This is a genomic window from Pelosinus baikalensis, from assembly GCF_020819555.1.
Classification (GTDB): Bacteria; Bacillota; Negativicutes; order DSM-13327; family DSM-13327; genus Pelosinus; species Pelosinus baikalensis.
In genome coordinates, this window is record NZ_JAJHJB010000034.1 from 15720 (window position 1) to 33087 (window position 17368).

Below are 17368 nucleotides of genomic sequence, written 5' to 3' on the forward strand. Positions count from 1 at the left end.
TAAAGGGCTACTATCGATTCTCTAATGCTACCTATTTTCTTATAAATAACAACACTATTTCTTGGTTACCCAGCCCTCAATATTGCTTTGGCGAGATCTGGCTACACCCAAAGCATCTGCTGGCACATTCTTCGTAATTGTTGAACCCGCAGCTACATAAGCACCTTTCCCCACCGTCACAGGCGCTACCAAATTGGTATTACAACCAATAAAGGCTCCATCCTCAATTTTAGTGCGATTCTTGTTCTTACCATCATAATTTACGGTTATGGTGCCTGAGCCAATATTAACCTTGTCTCCCATATCCGTGTCACCAATATAGCTTAAATGAGGAATCTTACTCCCTACTCCAACTTGGGAATTCTTCACCTCTACGAAATTACCAATTTTAACACCCTTTGCTAAAACCGTATTGGGCCGCAAGTGAACATAAGGACCCACTACCACATCATCACCTACTTCGCAATCATGGGCATAGATAAAATGCAAGGTAGCGCGATCGCCAATCTTACTATTTTGAATACGACTATTCGGTCCGATCTGACAATTGTCTCCAATGACCGTAGTTCCTTCAATCCATGTAAAAGGATAAATCACAGTATCAGCACCGATAGAAACTTCCTGGTCAATAAAGGTACTGTCAATATCCATGATGGTAACACCATGATCCATTAATTCTTTTAGCTTCCGTTTTCTGAAGATTTTTTCTGCTTCTGCTAATTGCATGCGAGAATTAATGCCAAGTGTTTCCTGAAAATCATCTACGCCCACAGCCCACACCTTAGCATTAGACGTTGCTAATATACCAATTACATCGGTTAAGTAATACTCGCCCTGCATATTATCACAATTGGTATTCTGCAATGCTTCAAACAAAGCAGCACGCTCAAAACAGTAAATCCCTGTATTAATTTCATTAACAGCAAGTTCCCTGCTATTGGCATCTTTTTGTTCTACAACCTTTAAGACTTGTCCGCTGGCATCACGAACCACACGTCCATAGCCCGTTGGATTAATCATGTGAGCTGTTAACACCGTAGCCGATGCTTTGGCGGCTTTATGCTCAGCAAAGAGTCTTTTTAGCGTTTCTCCTTTCAGCAAGGGTGTATCACCACATAACACCATAACCGTCCCATCAAATTCTTGCAAAAAATCCCTGGCCTGCATAACAGCATGGCCTGTTCCTAGTTGTTCCTTTTGTACAACAAACTCAGCTTGCTTTCCTAACGTTGCTTCAACACATTCTGCTCCAAAGCCAACTATCACAACTTTTTCTTTAGCTCCAGCCATATGAGCTGCATCCAGCACATGCTGCACCATTGGCTTACCACCAATCTGATGTAACACCTTGGGCAAGGTTGACTTCATTCGTGTACCCTTGCCTGCCGCTAAAATCACCGCTAGTAAATCAGACATTAACCTTCCTCCTCCATCCAAACTCGATCCTTCTTAAAGAAGACTTGATTGGCGATGGAGTTTTAACCCACCGCCAGTCGAAGCCGCACTTATCGGAACTTCACTTAATCATTGGTAATGAATTTTGTATCCACTCCCCCAAACTTCTTTAATTTTCGACATCAATTTCAACATTCCTGCTAAAATAATAAAGTTTAATTATAATGAATATTCTAGTACCTTGACAAAGTTATATTTTGTTTATCTTGAGGATCTTTTTCCGCCCAGCTTCGTTGTCGTCACCTTACATATAGCCGATATGCGCGGCTCCTTCGCCTCGCAGGACAAAAAAATCTCCCCAACCTAACCTCAAATTTAACTCAGTCAAGGTACTAGATAATCTTAGCGCTATACCCATGCTCACGTAAATTGGTTAAAATCTGCTCCGTATGCAGTGCATCCCGTGTCTCTAAGCTAATCTCGATAATCGCCTGTCCGATTGGCACATTCTGTTCTACCCTATCATGAAAAACACCAATTACATTCGCCCTTGAATTTGCAATTACCGTTAATAATTGTTGTAATAAACCCGGCCGATCTGTAATCTGCGTCGAAATCTTAATACGGCGGCCAGCCTTAACCAGTCCCCGTTCAATAATACGAGAAATGAAATTGACATCAACATTTCCTCCAGACACCACACTAACCACTTTGCCATGGGCTGGAATTTTATGATTCAGTATAGCAGCCAGAGCAATGGCTCCCGCACCCTCTACCATTAACTTTGCTCTTTCCAACATCATTAAAATGGTACTAGCAATCGCCTCATCATCCACTACAACAATATCATCCACATACTGCTCTACAATAGGGAAAGTAATGTTCCCGGGTATCTTAACGGCAATACCATCGGCAATTGTCGTAGCGTCTGGCGTACTTTTAAGCACATGAGCATGTTTCGACATATACATCGCCGGAGCACCTTGGGCTTGCACACCATAAATTTTCACATGGGGTGCCAACTCTTTTACAGCTAACGCAATCCCCGCAATCAATCCGCCACCACCTATGGGAACTACTATGGCAGAAACATCTTCAAGCTCCTGCAGTATTTCAAGCCCGATGGTCCCTTGCCCGGCAATGACCGCTTCATCATTAAAGGCATGAATAAAAGTCTGTTTCGTCTCTACTTCTAATTCCTGGGCTTTATGAAAAGCATCATCATACACCGTTCCACTCAGAACTACTTCAGCGCCATACCCCCGAGTCGCCATCACCTTAGCTAAAGGTGCGATCTCAGGCATTACAATCGTTGCCTTTGTTTCCATCATTCTGGCAGCATAAGCTACCCCTTGTGCATGATTACCTGCAGAAGCTGCAATAACACCCTTTGCTTTTTCCTCCGACGTTAGAGAATGGATCTTATTATAAGCACCGCGCAATTTAAAAGACCCTGTTTTTTGCAAATTTTCTAGTTTTAAATATACATCATAACCAGCCATGCCGCTAAATGTAACACTTTTATCCAGAGGCGTATGATGAATCACATTGTACATTGCTTGATGAGCTTGTTGAACATCTGCCAAACTAATACTTTTTTGCATATCACTTTTCCTCCATATGTAAGAGCATCCTTATTTTTAACTCGTTTCCCCAATTTATGAATCGATATACAATTCTTTCCTACAATACGGGTCGAATATCAATCATCTTAGTATGTTGCCCAACATCGTGGAGCATCAATAATGCTAAATAATCTTCTATTAATTTCTTTTCTGGTTCAATGGTTGCGATGAGTACACCTGTACCTACCACTTGGGCCCCCACCTCATTTGCTAGATCAATCATTCCCTGAGCTGTGCCTCCAGCTTTCATAAAATCATCAATCACCAGTACTTTAGAACCGGACGGCAATGCCCGTCTGGGCAGAGACATGGTTTGAATCCGTTTCGTAGAACCCGATACATAGTTAATACTTACTGAAGGTCCCTCTGTAACTTTACTCCCTTGCCGCACAATGACCAAAGGCAGGCCAAAAGCCCGAGCAGTAGAAAATGCCAGGGGAATTCCTTTCGTTTCCACGGTCATAACATAATCAGGGGTTACACTCGAAAATCTTGCACTGAAAATTTCGCCAGCCTGCATCATTAATTCAGGCGTGAATAAAACATCCGACATGTACAAGAATCCTCCAGGTATAATCCTGTCCGGATCAGAAAGCTGCTTTGCCATCTGCGTCAACATATGATTGATGCGTTCCTCCGAAGGATATGGGACATATTTTACGCCACCAGATGCACCCGACACGGTTTGCACTGTTCCTAATCCGAATTCCTGCATTGATTGTTTTATTGTTACCATATCTTCACTTAAAGTTGACTTTGCTGTACTAAACAAGTTACTAAAGTGTCCTAATGAAAATAAATGCCCCGGCATATCCATTAGCATTTTGGTCAGGGCTACGATTCTTTCTACTCTCCGTACCTTAGTCATTACTTTTTATCCTCCATCATGAAAAACACCGAATATTATTGTATTTTTTAATATTTTCATTCACTTTCTCCGTAAAAAGTGAAATACCTGCAAGATATGTACTTTTTTTATATTATATCACTATTTTTGAAAAAACTATAAAAAATAAAACATTTTGAACCGCGAATATGCGAAGATAACGAAGAATACGAAGTAGACATGATTGAACCACAAAGACGCAAAGGGCTTATTTTTTTGTGCACTCCTTTGTGTGACGCAGCAGCGGCATTGTGCCTTTGGTTATAAGAAAAGACTTGGCGTATGCCAAGTCTTGCTGGTCTATATTATATACGGAAAGAAAAGGTAGTTCGTACCAACTCTAAGTCACTAGGTTTGTCTACATCGATCCCCAACTCAGGATAGCTGGACTGAACCACAGAGCCGGTAATACCTAGTAAGGTCTCTACTCTTTCTTTTACTTTAGTCAAGCTTAATGTGCCCAGTAAAAATTGCAAAATAAATCCCCATCCTAATAAGCAGCAAAGTTTAAATGGATTCTTGCGATTATTAATCAGTCCTTCAGCTACAGTCAAGCATTGAGGTACAATTGCAGGATTCACCAAAAAAATATTACCGCCAGTATAGGTTCCGTCTTTAAATCTCACATACGTACGTTTGCTTCCCGGATAACATTTATTATTGATCTCTTTACTCACAATCGGATAATACAAATCCGCCTCTACCTCGTCACATTGACGAAGAAAATCAGTAATGGCATCTGGTGTTAAAAGAGGAATATCAGCCGTAACGATTAATACCTTATTCTCGTGCCCAAGAGCCTTGATCCCCAGTTGAATCGTTTCAATAAGGGTATGGCCTCCCTCAAGTAATATGGTATCTTCAGGAAAGGTACATTTTTTTAATTGTGGAATTGGTCCCATGATAAAAATCCGTTTCACCTGGAGGGAAGCAGCCAATGCATCTGCCACAAAGGTCACCATAGGCTTACCAGCTATTTCAATCATCGCCTCATACGACTGAGATGAAAACTTACTCAAATGTTCATTATTTTCACCGCCAGCCAGTATAATGGCATCATACATATAACCCAAACCTCCCATGCGAATCTGCGTATAAATACAGAAGACTTGATTATCAGGTAAAGCACAAGTCTTCTATATACTATCCTAAAAACCTAAAAACTATTCTTCACTCGAATCCGCTCCGCGTTCCAGCATATTTTTTAACAAAACTTGTTCCGCATTCGCCATATGTTCTCCGGCAAACTGCTGAGCTAAAGCCACATTGCGCTGCCCTAATGATTCTACCATGCGAGTATGTTCTGCAAACATCGCTTTGAGTCGTCCTGGATATGACATAGACAATGAGCGAAAACGGGTCAATTGCTCCCGCAAATTGTTGATAATACCCACAAGGCGTTCATTGCGGCTGGCCCGATATAAAATATCATGAAACTGGCTATCGGCTTCTACAATTTTTTCCATGTCATTGTGTTCAATATAGCCGCCAATTTCCACCAGCAAACGCTCCATCTGCTCAAGCTCTTCTTCTGTAATACGCTCTGCAGCCAGTCCTGCGGCTAGAATATCCAAAGAAGTACGCACTTCAAATACTTCCGTAATATCTTTAATGGAAAGATCGGATACGTACGTACCACGACGGGGTATCATGACCACAAATCCTTCCAGTTCCAATTTACGAATGGCTTCCCGTACAGGAGTGCGACTTACCCCTAGTTCTTCAGCTACTTGAATCTCCATCAAGCGTTCACCAGGCTGCAAAACACCTGAAACGATTGCACTACGCAAGGTCTCACACACCACTTCCCTGAGGGGCTGATAACTGTCTAATTTTATTGGCAATAATCGGCGTTCCATTATACTCCCTCACTTCTTCCTACTGTTTTAGTAACAAATATGTCAGCAGCACATTGACTTCTAAGCTTCTGTGCAATATATTCTGCCTTTGCCTGATCTTCTGCCAGACCAAAAACAGTAGGACCGCTGCCTGACATTAAGCTAGCCAATGCCCCATGTTGCATCATAGCTTGTTTCAGTTTTCTTATTTCAGGATGGACTGGAATGGTTACAGATTCTAAAACATTACACAATCCTTTGGCTACTCCCACTAAATCCCCCTGATCCAGACTGGATTTTACTCCAGCCGTATCCGGATGAACCTTCACATTCTGACCTTGGTACTGACGATATACCCAGGCAGTAGAAACACTTACAGAAGGTTTTGCCAATACTACAAAACAAGGCTTAATATCAGTAAGAGGCTGGAGAATTTCGCCCCGCCCTGTAGCTAACATGGTTCCTCCTTTTATACAGAAAGGCACATCAGAACCTAACTTACTTCCTAATCGTTCCAGTTCATGGGTGGTTAGGCCCAGCTTCCATAAACGATTCAGTCCTAATAAGACACTAGCAGCATCCGTACTACCGCCCGCCAAGCCAGCAGCCACTGGAATTTTTTTATCAATAAAAATATGTACACCGCTTTTCACTTGGCAAGTCTCTTTTATAAGAGCAGCTGCACGATATGCCAGATTTCTCTGATCACAGGGCAAACGAGCAATTGTAGCTGCAATACTAATATTACCCGTTGGTCTTTCTTCTAAACGTAGCATATCGGCAAGATCGATGGCTTGCATAATCATTTCTACCTGGTGAAATCCATCTTCTCTCTTATAAAGAACATCTAACGTTAAATTAATTTTTGCATTTCCCTTTACCGTTAACATACTCATCTACTCATTTAATTGCTTTACAGCAATTTCTTCTTGCGCTGTTAAAACTTGATTACTATCCAATAAAATAATTAAGCGATCGTCAATCTTACCTACGCCATTAATATAACGAGAATCTACAGCGATGGAAGCAGGAGGATCCTCTACATCTGCAGCACTTAGCCGCACGACTTCTGTCACTGCATCAACGGTCACACCTACTGTTTGTCCATTAATTTCTACAACGATAATACGTGTATCATCATTATGCTCTGTAACTGGCAATTGAAACCTTTTTCTTAAATCGATAACAGGGATAATACGACCTCTAAGATTAATAATTCCCTCCATAAACGAAGGTGTCTGAGGCAATTTGGTGATTGGCAATAAACGGTTAATTTCCTGAACTTTCGTAATCGGAAGCCCATATTCCTCACTGGCCAGCTTAAATGTGACCAACTGCAATTCATCTTCTACCTTTATATCTTCCATATGGCAATACACCTCCATAATTCATCAAAAGATCAAATTTATTATTATATTCGATATTATAGCGGTGTTTGCCTGCAAATACCAGTAATATTTTATACAATTATTTTACCCAATTTCTTTATTTTGCATGTACTCCTCATTACTCCTGCAAGTTCTTGCTTTAAGATGCATGGCACCAGCCAAACTCTACTTACATATAATAACTAAAGATCTTGCAGGAGGTGTATGTTATGAATGTTCGTACACTCTATTTATCTCACAGGTTAGCATCCATTGCCTTTGAAGAAGAAAGTGAGCATCCCCTCATTGGGGAAATACAACAATTGTTGCTCCATAAGAATCTATACCAGGGACCGATTCACCAGAAGTATGATACCCAGACCATTCGTGGAATCACCTTATTTCAAGAAAAAGAAAACTTACCCGCAACTGGCATCGTAGATCCTCTTACCTATTGCCGTTTGCATCAGGCAACTACCACTACCATTACCACCTTATCACCAGCCGCCAAACGAGCGGATTTCTCTTTGCCAAGGGCTAATATTCTAATTACAACCTCATCTCGTCAACTAACACTATTTAATGGCAATACACCAATGCATCAATATCCGGTAGGTATTGGTAAACTAACAACTCCCACGCCACTGGGAAATTATGCGATTGCACTCAAAGTCATGAATCCTGGAGGCGTCTTAGGAACTCGCTGGTTAGGTCTCAATTATGATTCTTATGGAATTCATGGCACAAATCGCCCCTGGCTGATTGGCACCATGGTTTCAAATGGCTGTATTCGCATGCATAATCAAAACGTAGAACAAATCTATCCTTTAGTAAAAGTGGGTACGCCTGTTTACATCCGGAATTGACTGGCATAAGCGTAAAACAATCTGATCCACCATCTGACATCTCCGGAGCATATAATTGAGGAGTGCATCTCGTTCCTCAATTTTAGGCAGCCATTCCTGGGGGATCGAGTCTACTAGCTGGACTAAATCTTCTTTTTTAATCTCCCTAACTCTAGCAGCATAAGGGCTAAAATCCCCAGAAGTAAAGAAATAAGTCAACAGCCAGCCATATGCTCTACGCCGATTTACAACAATTTTTTCTGCCAACTTTTCTAACGTTTTGTTATTCCATCGTCCACGTACAAACAAATGGGAATTATCGATAGCGTATAGCACATAAGCAGAATCTTGTAAACGTACCAACAAATTTTTACGGTTCTTTGTTCGATCAATATTATGAAACATATGATCAAACAACATCACTCCTGCCATCGCACTCTTATTGCTTGCCTTAGATAAATTCGTTCTTACAACATATTTATTACTCGGTATGTATCTACTTGCAAAATGAGTTTTAGCCCGTATGCCAGTGCCTCTCAGTGATTTATGTCTTTGTAAAACCTGTTCCTCAATCTGAATCAAATCACTTGGAGGGAAACACAGCTCCATACGTTCCCCAAACCAGCAGGCTATATATTCATTGACCAACACTTTCGTACCCATGGGATTATTTTGTAATTTAACGACATAAATATTGCCATCATCAGCACGAAACACGCGGGGTACGGTTACTCCCACTCCCACTGAGCCAAGATATTCAACAGCAGTAAGCACTCTTTTCCCCCCTCATTTTTAAAAATATGACAAATCAATCCGTTTTTAAAAGCACATGATACACTATATGCTCCTACCCTAAAAATTATTTCATAAGAAAAAACGCTGAGCTTTTAAAACATGTAAAACGAAAAGGAACCACAAAGACGCAAAGGACACAAAGGGTTTTATTTTTTGTGTCCTCCTTTGTGGTTCATAAAATCTTATATTCTTCCACCAATACAGTCTATACTTTCTCTACTTAGAACAAACACCGCACAATCTACTTGATCGCAAGCAGATTGTGCGGTATTTTAATGCACTCATTACCCTTTGGGGGCTGTCGGTACAGTACCATTTCCAGTATCCGCTAGCCAGCTAGCAACCCATCCAGTAGTACCGCCAGAAAGAACTACTTTGTACCAGCCAAAAGCCTGTTCTTTAATCGTTACTCGTTCACCCTTATTGACCTTCGTTACTACAGGGAAATTGGTCCCTGGACCTGTCCGGATATTAACAGAACTACCCGTGATCGTAGCTGTACCACTAATCCCCATCTTAGTTCCAGCAGTCTGAGGGATTCCAGGACCTGTTACATACATATTTTCATATTCACCATTTCCTGATCCCGTTATAAAGGCGTTTTCATAGCCAACAGCCTCAATGTCCCCGCCACCAGTCTGAGATGCAGAAACAGTATAATCGTCATCACCCATATTACCAGAAGCATAACTGCCGCTTTGAGAATTAGCACTATTGTATTCGATTTGACCATATTCAGTGATTGGTGTTAACCCATATACGTCCATTTCGGTCATGGCTATAACCCGTGCCCAAAATTTTAGAACAATGGTGATATGCACTTGGCGTCTATTATGATGTCGATGAAAATCATAATCTACATACTCAACAACAACATCTGCAGTAGCATCCATACCAGGTTCTGCGCCCTCAATTTCAATATCCCGGGTAAAGCGTACATGCCTTCTTTCAAACGCGTGAACTGGCTGATTTGGTAAATCCGCTACATACATAACTTTAACTTCCAGGTCACCACGTATAATAACTTTGTTTCGAATAACGTCTACACTATCTATATCTACATCCTTGACATACACATCTATGATTTGTTCTATATCCGGTTTTGGGTCAGGGACTATCATATCAAATTCTACAACCTTTTGTTTCATCTCTGCACCTAGAACCTGTTCCACAGAAATAGTTTCCGGTCCTGGCTCTGGGCATCCGCACATCATATTTGAATCATCAATTGCTCTTTTGCCATCTACATCAGAATCTTGCTTTACTTCATCACTCATTAAACTCCCCCCCTTTTTAGCAAATTAGTAGCGTAGTAATCATCCTTTAGGCTGAGTAGGCATAGTTGCATTGCCGCCGATTTGCACTTGGCGATCAGCCATAACTTTGGCAACAATTTTAAGCACTACAGATACATCAAATTCTCGAGTCCATCTGTGATGATGGTGATGGTGGTGGTCATCACAATCATCATGATGATCATCACAATGATCATCACAATCATCGTCACAATCGTCGTGGTCATGGTGATGGTGGTGATCTTTGCAATTACCATCGTTGCAATTATCATAATCACCATATTTGTACTTGTAGGCACGGCTATGACAATCTACATCATAATCGACAAATTCTACAATAACATTTGCATCTGCATCCATACCTCTACGTGCGCCAGGGATTTCAATATCCTGAGTCCATTTAAAATGTTTAATTTCAACAGCATGCACTGGTTGGTCAGGCAAATATGCTACATAGATCGCTTTAATTTCAAATTCCCCGCGTACAATTACCTTATTATGAATAACATCAACACAATCGATACATACATCTTTGACAAAAACATCTACAATTTGCTCAATAGCTGGTTTTCTATCTGGTACAACTACATGAATATCCAATACCTTTTGCTCTTCAGCCGCGCCGATTACCTGGCGAACGATGATAGTTTGCGGTCCCGTTTCGGTACCTAATGTACATTGATTATAACCTAGACGTGTATCTTTTTCATCCACACATATCCCCCCCCTTTTATGTTCTATTTATATATATGCCAGTAAGATATTTTATGTGCAAAAAAGAGTTTTTAAAAGATCTTCCCTGTTTTATCCGATGACTAAACCGCTCTAAAACTCCTTTCTACAAGTGGGAGTTAAGAGCGGCTAAGTCTTCTTTATCCCCATCAATAATTTACTATTTTGAAATTGCAACATAACACTTTTACCTTGATGCGCATAGAATATAGCAACCCAATATCAGATTTTTAAATAAAAGGAGGATCTAGTTCAATGAATTATCCTAAATATGATTGTCATAAACCCAAACCAAATCATTGCAAAATGGATGACAATGACGATTATGATGACTGTGAAATGCCTTGTATGAAAGAAAAGCCTGACCATGATTGCTATTCTACGATGTGCTCTGATATGGACAAAATGAAATGTAAAATGGAAAAAGAATGTGTTAAAACCTATAAAACATATTACAAACTGTATCGAGTATGCCAATATAGACTTTATAAGTTATGTCCTTGCTGTGGTCATGAGTTTGATTATCATAGGCATCGCGGCATGTGCCCAAAATGCGGCGTTTCGATCTAAGCTTTCAATCCCGCTATACTATAGGAAAATTTAAAAACAGACAAAACATTTACCGAACCACAGAGGCGCACCAGAACACAGAGAAAAAATAGTTATCCTCAGTGTCCTCTGCGTACTCTCTGCGCTCTCTGTGTTCAATATGCCTTCTAAAACTTATACATCCTAGTATATGTACCATTAAAAAAAGGGACCCTACAGCCACAAAAGCCGTAGGATCCTTTTTTTATTTACCAATAAACTCTTGTACCACATAAGCTGATCCGTTGCTATTATAACGAACACCAACACCAACCTCTGTGTAATTCTTATTAAGAATATTTGCCCTGTGTCCAGAGCTGTTCATAAAGGCAGTTTCCGCAGCAGTCACATTATTATTGATTGCTAGGTTTTCGCCTGCATAGGTGTAGCTGATACCAGCATTCTTCATTCTATCAAACGGAGTCTGACCCTCAGGATTATTATGGGCGAAGAAATTACGATCAATCATATCTTGCGCATAATTTCCAGCAAGACTTGTTAGCTGCGAATTCGTTTTTAAAGCACTCAAGCCATTTTTAGCTCGATCAGCATTTAGCAACTCAACAGCAAGCTTTTGATCTGCTGTCACATTCTGACTGGAAGAATTCGTATTTGAAGAAGTGTTCGTTGAAGTATTTCCAGACGTTGTATTGCTATTGCTATTTTTACTGGATGAATCACTATCATGACTATTATGTCCCGCAATTAATGCAATTGCGCCAACGGCTAAAAGCCCTCCCAACAAATTTTTATTATCCTTACTCTTCTCTTCCTTAATCACAGCAGCAGTTTCTGGTTCAGCTGCAAAAGCGGGGGTAGCAAAAATGCTGCCAAAGGATGTCGTAATCAAGGAAACTGTCATGAATCCCAGGGTTGCCATGCTGCATAATTTATGGTTTCTCAATACAATTACCTCTCTTTCTAGTTTACATAATATTTTTTTCTTTTTGGATACGATTATATATATTCGCTTTTTTATTGATAATTCCTGTTTTTCATCCTTGGTAATGTTTACATAACTATAAATATTATTTAAACATAAAAGATTTTGAACCGCGAAGATACGAAGATTATGACGTAACCACAATATCCTGAAATAAAACAGATTAAACGAATCGAACCACAAAGACGCAAAGGACGCAAAGGGTTTATACTTTTGTGTTTCCTTTGTGTGCCGCATCGGCGGCATTGTGCCTTTGTGGTTCATAAATTCTTATATCTTTTATGGGTAAAAAAATAAAACAAGCGACATCTGCCGCTTGTTTTATCTTAGGTAGCATTGATTCTACGCTTTTTGCTTTTCCACAGTTGCTTGTATCCTGCCCATCCATTTAGTACTGCAAACAATGCTGCCCCACATAGTGCTAGACCATTTAAAACTTGGCCTTTAGCCACTACAACCAGACCAGCTACCATTGCCACTATGCCGATTACCAGGTGAACACCGAAATGCAATCCCCAGAAAGGCCAATATCGCCATAAACGAATTTCTTTCCCTCCCACGACCTCACCCCTTTTATATATGATGAAGCATCACTATAATTTCATGAGTCATATGGCATAGAAGGTACTATCCCTAGCGCAGACATGGTTATGCTTCTATCCTTAGGCCTGCATTTTATAAGCAGTAAACTGACTAACATAATCTAAAATTTCCCCTGCCGCCAAAATACCAGCCTGATTTGTAAACTGAACGGATGAAATGGGCAGCGTTCCCCTAGAATAGCTTTCCCAGACTTCCCCATGTCTCGGCGCGATTGCGTAGTCAGCCTGCTCTAGCATACACAGATCTAATAGAGAATCGCCCGCAGCAATAACCGTCTTTTCTTCTAATAAATTTCGTATATATAACACAGCATCCCACTTGTTTACTACCGCCGGTACCAGATATAATTTTCTGCCCTGTAATGATATTTTCCAATTTTGAGATTTTGCCCATAAAGAAAAACTGGCAAGCTCCTCTGTTGGTATGTTCTCCCGCTCAACTATACAGTAATGAAAGCAATCATCTGCCAATTTTAAAGATCCGGCCCATGAAGCATGGCTAATCTCACCAAACTGAGACAGTATGTCTTGAGTACACAAACACATTTGCGACACATTGCTTTTTACTTTTTGATTCCACTCTTGGTCTATTACACCATTTACAAGTACATTTCCACCATTACTTACCACTCCATAGGCAGGAAGAATTACATCGCGAAATAAAGAAATGCGCCGGTATTGTTCTATCGTACGTGTTGTCACAGGAACAAAGGAGGCTTGAGAAGCCAACTGCAAAAGATGTTTGATCCCATGATCGGTCATATAGGAGATATCCTTACCATCATAGGTTTCAACTACACTCATTGCTGGCAATTTATGATTAGGCAATAAGCGAAAGGATCGGGCAGAGTAGATGAGTGTTTGATCAAGATCACTGGCAAATAACATTAGTCTCCTCCCATCGTTTTAATCAAACCGCAGCAAGAATACGACATGCCAGTAAATTCTTCCACTGCCACACCTCGGTCTTTTGCTAATAAGAGAATATGCTGCAAATTAGGATTCTCTTTGTTATCGATTAGTATTTTCCAAGGAACGCGCCGTAATAACACTCGGGTAGTTTCACCCACGCCAGGTTTGATCAGGTTAATATCAGGCAAATTAAATGTAACTTGTAACTGCTTTATTGTATTCAGCCCTGCCCAAGTAGGTACCTGTAAGTCATGAATATGTTTTCGGGCCATCTGGCTGGCTTTATGGGCAATCAGAGGATACTTGTCTACTATGGTATCAATAAATAGCAGAGAAACATCTTCCTTGATCCATTCTTCATAGAACCTTGCACCATGAAAGTCAGTTTCATCAATCAGCTCTGCCACATGGACAGTACGGCTCACTAACCCTGATACAGTAGAGTTTAAGCAGGCGCTGGGAATCAAAAAGTCTTCTCTTGTCCCATACAAACGTACACAATGCCCCGGATCTGCTAAAACAGCTAAATCAGGTTCTACTGTTTCTCTATATTTTTGATTAAAAATAGTACATGCTTCCATGAGTTGATTCGTAATGGCCCCCTTACCAGTCCAGCCATCGATAAACTGTATGGTGGCATCAGGATGCTGCTGCCTGATATAGAGTAAAGCATTTTCATCAATACCTTTATCACGAATAATGGAAATACTGTAATGAGGCAATGAGATACCAAATTGTTCCTCTATATAACGCTTAATTAAGATTCCTATAGGTGTCCCTGCACGAGCCAGTGACACTAAGACAAGGCCAGTCCCCTTAAGATGGATAATCTGCTCTGCCACACTACCAGCAGCCAAGGCAATTTTCTCGGCAGTTTCCTGCAGCACGTGTTGAAATAAAGTCATATATTCAGGTTTAGGCTGATATTCTACAGGCAGCATTTCTGAATAATGCCTGCCACCTTGTATCGCAGCCTCTCTGATTTGATTATCCAGTTCAGGAACAAGTCCACTAATGTTTTTAAGCAGGAAAACAACATCCCTGGGGTTGTAGCTGCCAATAGGTTTAGGATGAGGAATCATCGGTCTGATCAAATAGCGACTAGCACAGGTTACAAGATAAATCCTACTCACGCCAATTGGCGCTAGGGCCTGCAATAAAGGCTCTAGATCTTTATCCTCTACTTCTCTTTCAAAAAAGATAAAGATGTCATCGTAGTAATCAGAAGGAATATTATAGACATAATTAGCAATGGAACCATCCTCTGGATTGGCAAAACAAATCGCCTGCTGTACTCCATAGTTTTCCCGCTGCACTGGATAAATCGGGCTTCTGGTGGTGGACTGAACACTCACCCCTTCCCCCATATAGCCCGCGATGCGAAAGGGAATATACATAAACTCACCTGTTCCCAGGCACAAGGCGTTTTTGCCCTGTCTTTTTTGTTTCAGCCAATTGCCGATTTTGCAATATGCTTTTTCTAAATCATTCTTCTCCTGAGTGGTAATACCAAATCGCCCTGTGGCATGCAAATAAGGAATATTATTTTCCTCAGCCTTCGTATTCAACGAGGAAAAATTATTCACCATACCTAAATCATCTTTGATGATCAATTTCTCTACAATAGGCTCTTTATGTTTTTGAGCAGCATATGAAAAAGGTTCCTGCCCATCGGCCATAGGTTCTCCCTCTACTGCAATCTCCCCGGATAACAAGGAAATGGTATGAATTTGTATTTGTAGTTCTTCTTGGGCCTCAAGGTACTTTTGTTTATCGGCTTTTGAACGCCAATCCAAAAGAGAGAGTACGGCATACTTCTTACGAGGATATTGCTGCTGAATGGCACGAATGAAATTTAAGGCTGATTTACCAGTAGTAATCTCATCATCGACTAATACGATTGTTTCGTCATTGTCAAACCATTCTCTTTCAATCCCATAACAATAATGATCTACGGCGTGACTATGCTCTTCTGCGAAATTCAATACCATATCGGCACCTACGATATTGTCTCTGGTTGTGTGAATGTACTTAGCGTTCTGGGCAAAGCAGCTAAAAACGCCATGCCCTAAAGCAGTTGCCGTTTCTGCAAATCCGATAAATAATATTTTTTCCGGCAGGGGCAAGGGATTGCTCTTTATATATTCCCAAGCCGTTGTCATGAGGGATGAATTCGTGAAAGCCTTAGAAAAATCACAATGCTCCTCAAAATCCCTTTGCTGATACATCACACTGGCATAGCGTGATGCTAAAGCCCCACCCCCTAATAAGGGAATCAGTGGATGAACCGGAATGTGCTTTCCCAATATTTTACTGACAAACAAAAAGCCGCGTTTTGTATTTTTTCGCGCGGCCATAAGAAATAAATTATCGATAGGAATGTTGTAAGCATTCGTAACAACATGTACCTCAACCTTTAAATTTTCCAAAATATCATAGGAATGCACATTAGGTAAGCAAGCTGGTAAAGTTATGTTGTTCATGAAACACCCCATATATTTTTGATTTTATCATTATTTTTTGCGCCCAGCGCGTATGAGGCTTGATTTCATTCATTTTATTCCCATAGGCACTAGAAACAACTCCTACATCCCCATGAGATTCTGCCAGGATGCTGCATGCATCCATATATTCTTCATGGGTAACGACACATAAGGCCTGTACGGGTTTGATATGACTCGGATGAATAATCGTCTTACCGATTAATCCATTGGCTTTGTCTAAAACAATCTCATGCAATAAACCATCCATGTAACGATTCAAAAGTGCATCCCGCATCTTTTCCCCTGCTTGCCCCAAATTATCCGTAAAAGGACCGTGGCGCAATAAAGGCTTTAAAACCCGCTCACTAGAATAAAACTCCCAAACAGGACCCGATACCACATAACCACTATCTAAGCGAGTAAAGACATTAATAATATTGTCAATACAGCTGCGAATTACGGAAATATCATAAATCGTCATATCGGGGCTGCGCCTTAAACCAAATAGACCCGAAAAATCCGTTGCACCAATACGCACATTCAGTACTAGTTCGCGATAGGAATCCAGCAATTGCTTCACCTCGAGCAGGCTTTTTTGCCTGCTCTCCATATACATAATCTCTGGTGACTCCAAAATAGGCATTCCATAGATGGGCTTTGTCTGGCATTTATTAATCTTATCAAGAGCCTCAAAATAAAGACCACCATTCTTTGCTGTAAACTTTGGAAAAACAAAACCTGTTAATAAGGCTACATTTTGCCCTAGCAAATGGGTAACTCGCCACATTTGTTCTACATCCCGTATTCGCACAAAAATAAGTGGAATATCAGCAGCCGTGATACTGCCTTGGCTGAGGGCTAAAGCGAGTTGCTGCATCTGATACTTCATCATACTCTCCGCCTCTGATACCTCATTATCACCAATCGCATCTTCCAGACACAGAACCATGGACATTAAACCTTTTAACTTGCCGCTAATCACATCTTGTGCAATGGTTTTACGAGTAGCAGGCATATACAAGGTTGCACCCAAAGCGTACTCTAACAAAGACTGGTCATCTA

Annotated in this window: 17 protein-coding genes; 2 read left to right on the forward strand and 15 right to left on the reverse strand. The window is 40.7% G+C overall.

Annotated features, from left to right (window positions below):
* Nucleotides 1–54: 54 nt before the first annotated feature.
* From glmU to LMF89_RS19150, 7 genes are all read right to left on the reverse strand, one after another.
* Nucleotides 55–1416 carry a bifunctional UDP-N-acetylglucosamine diphosphorylase/glucosamine-1-phosphate N-acetyltransferase GlmU gene (glmU, locus tag LMF89_RS19120; protein WP_229536477.1) on the reverse strand — a complete coding sequence of 454 codons (1362 nt, stop codon included), beginning with the start codon at nt 1414–1416 and terminating at the stop codon, nt 55–57.
* A gap of 371 nt (nt 1417–1787) precedes the next feature.
* Nucleotides 1788–2999 (reverse strand): threonine ammonia-lyase, encoded by a 1212-nt coding sequence (gene ilvA, locus LMF89_RS19125; RefSeq protein WP_229536478.1) that lies wholly within the window; start codon nt 2997–2999, stop codon nt 1788–1790.
* A 79-nt stretch (nt 3000–3078) separates the two neighbouring features.
* On the reverse strand, nt 3079–3888 hold the full coding sequence (gene purR / locus LMF89_RS19130; RefSeq protein WP_229536479.1) for a pur operon repressor: 810 nt from the start codon (nt 3886–3888) through the stop codon (nt 3079–3081).
* A 323-nt stretch (nt 3889–4211) separates the two neighbouring features.
* Nucleotides 4212–4970, reverse strand: coding sequence for a nucleotidyltransferase family protein (locus LMF89_RS19135; protein WP_229536480.1), 759 nt, complete (start codon nt 4968–4970; stop codon nt 4212–4214).
* Nucleotides 4971–5069: 99 nt separating this feature from the next.
* On the reverse strand, nt 5070–5765 hold the full coding sequence (locus LMF89_RS19140; RefSeq protein ID WP_229536481.1) for a GntR family transcriptional regulator: 696 nt from the start codon (nt 5763–5765) through the stop codon (nt 5070–5072).
* Nucleotides 5765–6634: a 4-(cytidine 5'-diphospho)-2-C-methyl-D-erythritol kinase gene (ispE, locus tag LMF89_RS19145; RefSeq protein WP_229536482.1), complete on the reverse strand. Its 870-nt coding sequence runs from the start codon at nt 6632–6634 to the stop codon at nt 5765–5767. Before ispE ends, LMF89_RS19140 begins: the two co-directional genes overlap by 1 nt.
* A 6-nt stretch (nt 6635–6640) precedes the next feature.
* On the reverse strand, nt 6641–7111 hold the full coding sequence (locus LMF89_RS19150) for a chemotaxis protein CheW (RefSeq protein WP_229536483.1): 471 nt from the start codon (nt 7109–7111) through the stop codon (nt 6641–6643).
* A gap of 230 nt (nt 7112–7341) precedes the next feature.
* Between LMF89_RS19150 and LMF89_RS19155 the strand changes: the two genes are divergently transcribed.
* A complete protein-coding gene (locus tag LMF89_RS19155; RefSeq protein ID WP_007958788.1) occupies nt 7342–7977 on the forward strand; it encodes a L,D-transpeptidase family protein in 636 nt (211 codons plus the stop codon).
* On the opposite strand, the gene LMF89_RS19160 is transcribed toward LMF89_RS19155, so the two are convergent.
* The 3 genes from LMF89_RS19160 to LMF89_RS19170 all read right to left on the reverse strand — a co-directional run bounded on the left by LMF89_RS19160 (nt 7939) and on the right by LMF89_RS19170 (nt 10760).
* Entirely contained in the window at nt 7939–8730 is a 792-nt protein-coding gene (locus LMF89_RS19160) for a HipA family kinase (protein WP_229536484.1), read from the reverse strand. The two genes, LMF89_RS19155 and LMF89_RS19160, sit on opposite strands and share 39 nt — an antisense overlap.
* Nucleotides 8731–9035: 305 nt before the next feature.
* Nucleotides 9036–10028 (reverse strand): SPOCS domain-containing protein, encoded by a 993-nt coding sequence (locus tag LMF89_RS19165; RefSeq protein ID WP_229536485.1) that lies wholly within the window; start codon nt 10026–10028, stop codon nt 9036–9038.
* A 39-nt stretch (nt 10029–10067) separates the two neighbouring features.
* A complete protein-coding gene (locus LMF89_RS19170) occupies nt 10068–10760 on the reverse strand; it encodes a DUF3794 domain-containing protein (protein WP_229536486.1) in 693 nt (230 codons plus the stop codon).
* A 273-nt stretch (nt 10761–11033) separates the two neighbouring features.
* On the opposite strand from LMF89_RS19170, the gene LMF89_RS19175 reads away from it, so the two are divergent.
* Nucleotides 11034–11348, forward strand: a complete 315-nt coding sequence (locus tag LMF89_RS19175) for a hypothetical protein (protein ID WP_007958780.1) — start codon at nt 11034–11036, stop codon at nt 11346–11348.
* A gap of 223 nt (nt 11349–11571) precedes the next feature.
* Here LMF89_RS19175 and LMF89_RS19180 read toward each other — a convergent pair whose 3' ends face one another.
* From LMF89_RS19180 to LMF89_RS19200, 5 genes are all read right to left on the reverse strand, one after another.
* Entirely contained in the window at nt 11572–12270 is a 699-nt protein-coding gene (locus LMF89_RS19180) for a CAP domain-containing protein (RefSeq protein ID WP_229536487.1), read from the reverse strand.
* A gap of 365 nt (nt 12271–12635) precedes the next feature.
* Nucleotides 12636–12869 carry a hypothetical protein gene (locus LMF89_RS19185; protein ID WP_229536488.1) on the reverse strand — a complete coding sequence of 78 codons (234 nt, stop codon included), beginning with the start codon at nt 12867–12869 and terminating at the stop codon, nt 12636–12638.
* A 102-nt stretch (nt 12870–12971) separates the two neighbouring features.
* Nucleotides 12972–13799 (reverse strand): HAD family hydrolase, encoded by an 828-nt coding sequence (locus LMF89_RS19190; RefSeq protein WP_229536489.1) that lies wholly within the window; start codon nt 13797–13799, stop codon nt 12972–12974.
* The gene (locus LMF89_RS19195) at nt 13799–16306 is read right to left on the reverse strand and encodes a phosphoribosyltransferase (protein ID WP_229536490.1); all 2508 of its coding nucleotides are present in this window, start codon (nt 16304–16306) and stop codon (nt 13799–13801) included. Before LMF89_RS19195 ends, LMF89_RS19190 begins: the two co-directional genes overlap by 1 nt.
* The gene (locus LMF89_RS19200; RefSeq protein WP_229536491.1) at nt 16272–17354 is read right to left on the reverse strand and encodes an HpcH/HpaI aldolase/citrate lyase family protein; all 1083 of its coding nucleotides are present in this window, start codon (nt 17352–17354) and stop codon (nt 16272–16274) included. Before LMF89_RS19200 ends, LMF89_RS19195 begins: the two co-directional genes overlap by 35 nt.
* Nucleotides 17355–17368: the final 14 nt, after the last annotated feature.

What these genes read in the sequence shown, in the direction of transcription:
- ilvA (WP_229536478.1), bottom strand. Translation starts at nt 2,999, where the DNA reads ATGCAAAAAAGTATTAGTTTGGCAGATGTTCAACAAGCTCATCAAGCA.
- LMF89_RS19195 (WP_229536490.1), bottom strand. Translation starts at nt 16,306, where the DNA reads ATGAACAACATAACTTTACCAGCTTGCTTACCTAATGTGCATTCCTAT.
- ispE (WP_229536482.1), bottom strand. Translation starts at nt 6,634, where the DNA reads ATGTTAACGGTAAAGGGAAATGCAAAAATTAATTTAACGTTAGATGTT.
- LMF89_RS19140 (WP_229536481.1), bottom strand. Translation starts at nt 5,765, where the DNA reads ATGGAACGCCGATTATTGCCAATAAAATTAGACAGTTATCAGCCCCTC.
- LMF89_RS19190 (WP_229536489.1), bottom strand. Translation starts at nt 13,799, where the DNA reads ATGTTATTTGCCAGTGATCTTGATCAAACACTCATCTACTCTGCCCGA.
- LMF89_RS19155 (WP_007958788.1), top strand. Translation starts at nt 7,342, where the DNA reads ATGAATGTTCGTACACTCTATTTATCTCACAGGTTAGCATCCATTGCC.
- purR (WP_229536479.1), bottom strand. Translation starts at nt 3,888, where the DNA reads ATGACTAAGGTACGGAGAGTAGAAAGAATCGTAGCCCTGACCAAAATG.
- LMF89_RS19150 (WP_229536483.1), bottom strand. Translation starts at nt 7,111, where the DNA reads ATGGAAGATATAAAGGTAGAAGATGAATTGCAGTTGGTCACATTTAAG.
- glmU (WP_229536477.1), bottom strand. Translation starts at nt 1,416, where the DNA reads ATGTCTGATTTACTAGCGGTGATTTTAGCGGCAGGCAAGGGTACACGA.
- LMF89_RS19175 (WP_007958780.1), top strand. Translation starts at nt 11,034, where the DNA reads ATGAATTATCCTAAATATGATTGTCATAAACCCAAACCAAATCATTGC.
- LMF89_RS19135 (WP_229536480.1), bottom strand. Translation starts at nt 4,970, where the DNA reads ATGTATGATGCCATTATACTGGCTGGCGGTGAAAATAATGAACATTTG.
- LMF89_RS19165 (WP_229536485.1), bottom strand. Translation starts at nt 10,028, where the DNA reads ATGAGTGATGAAGTAAAGCAAGATTCTGATGTAGATGGCAAAAGAGCA.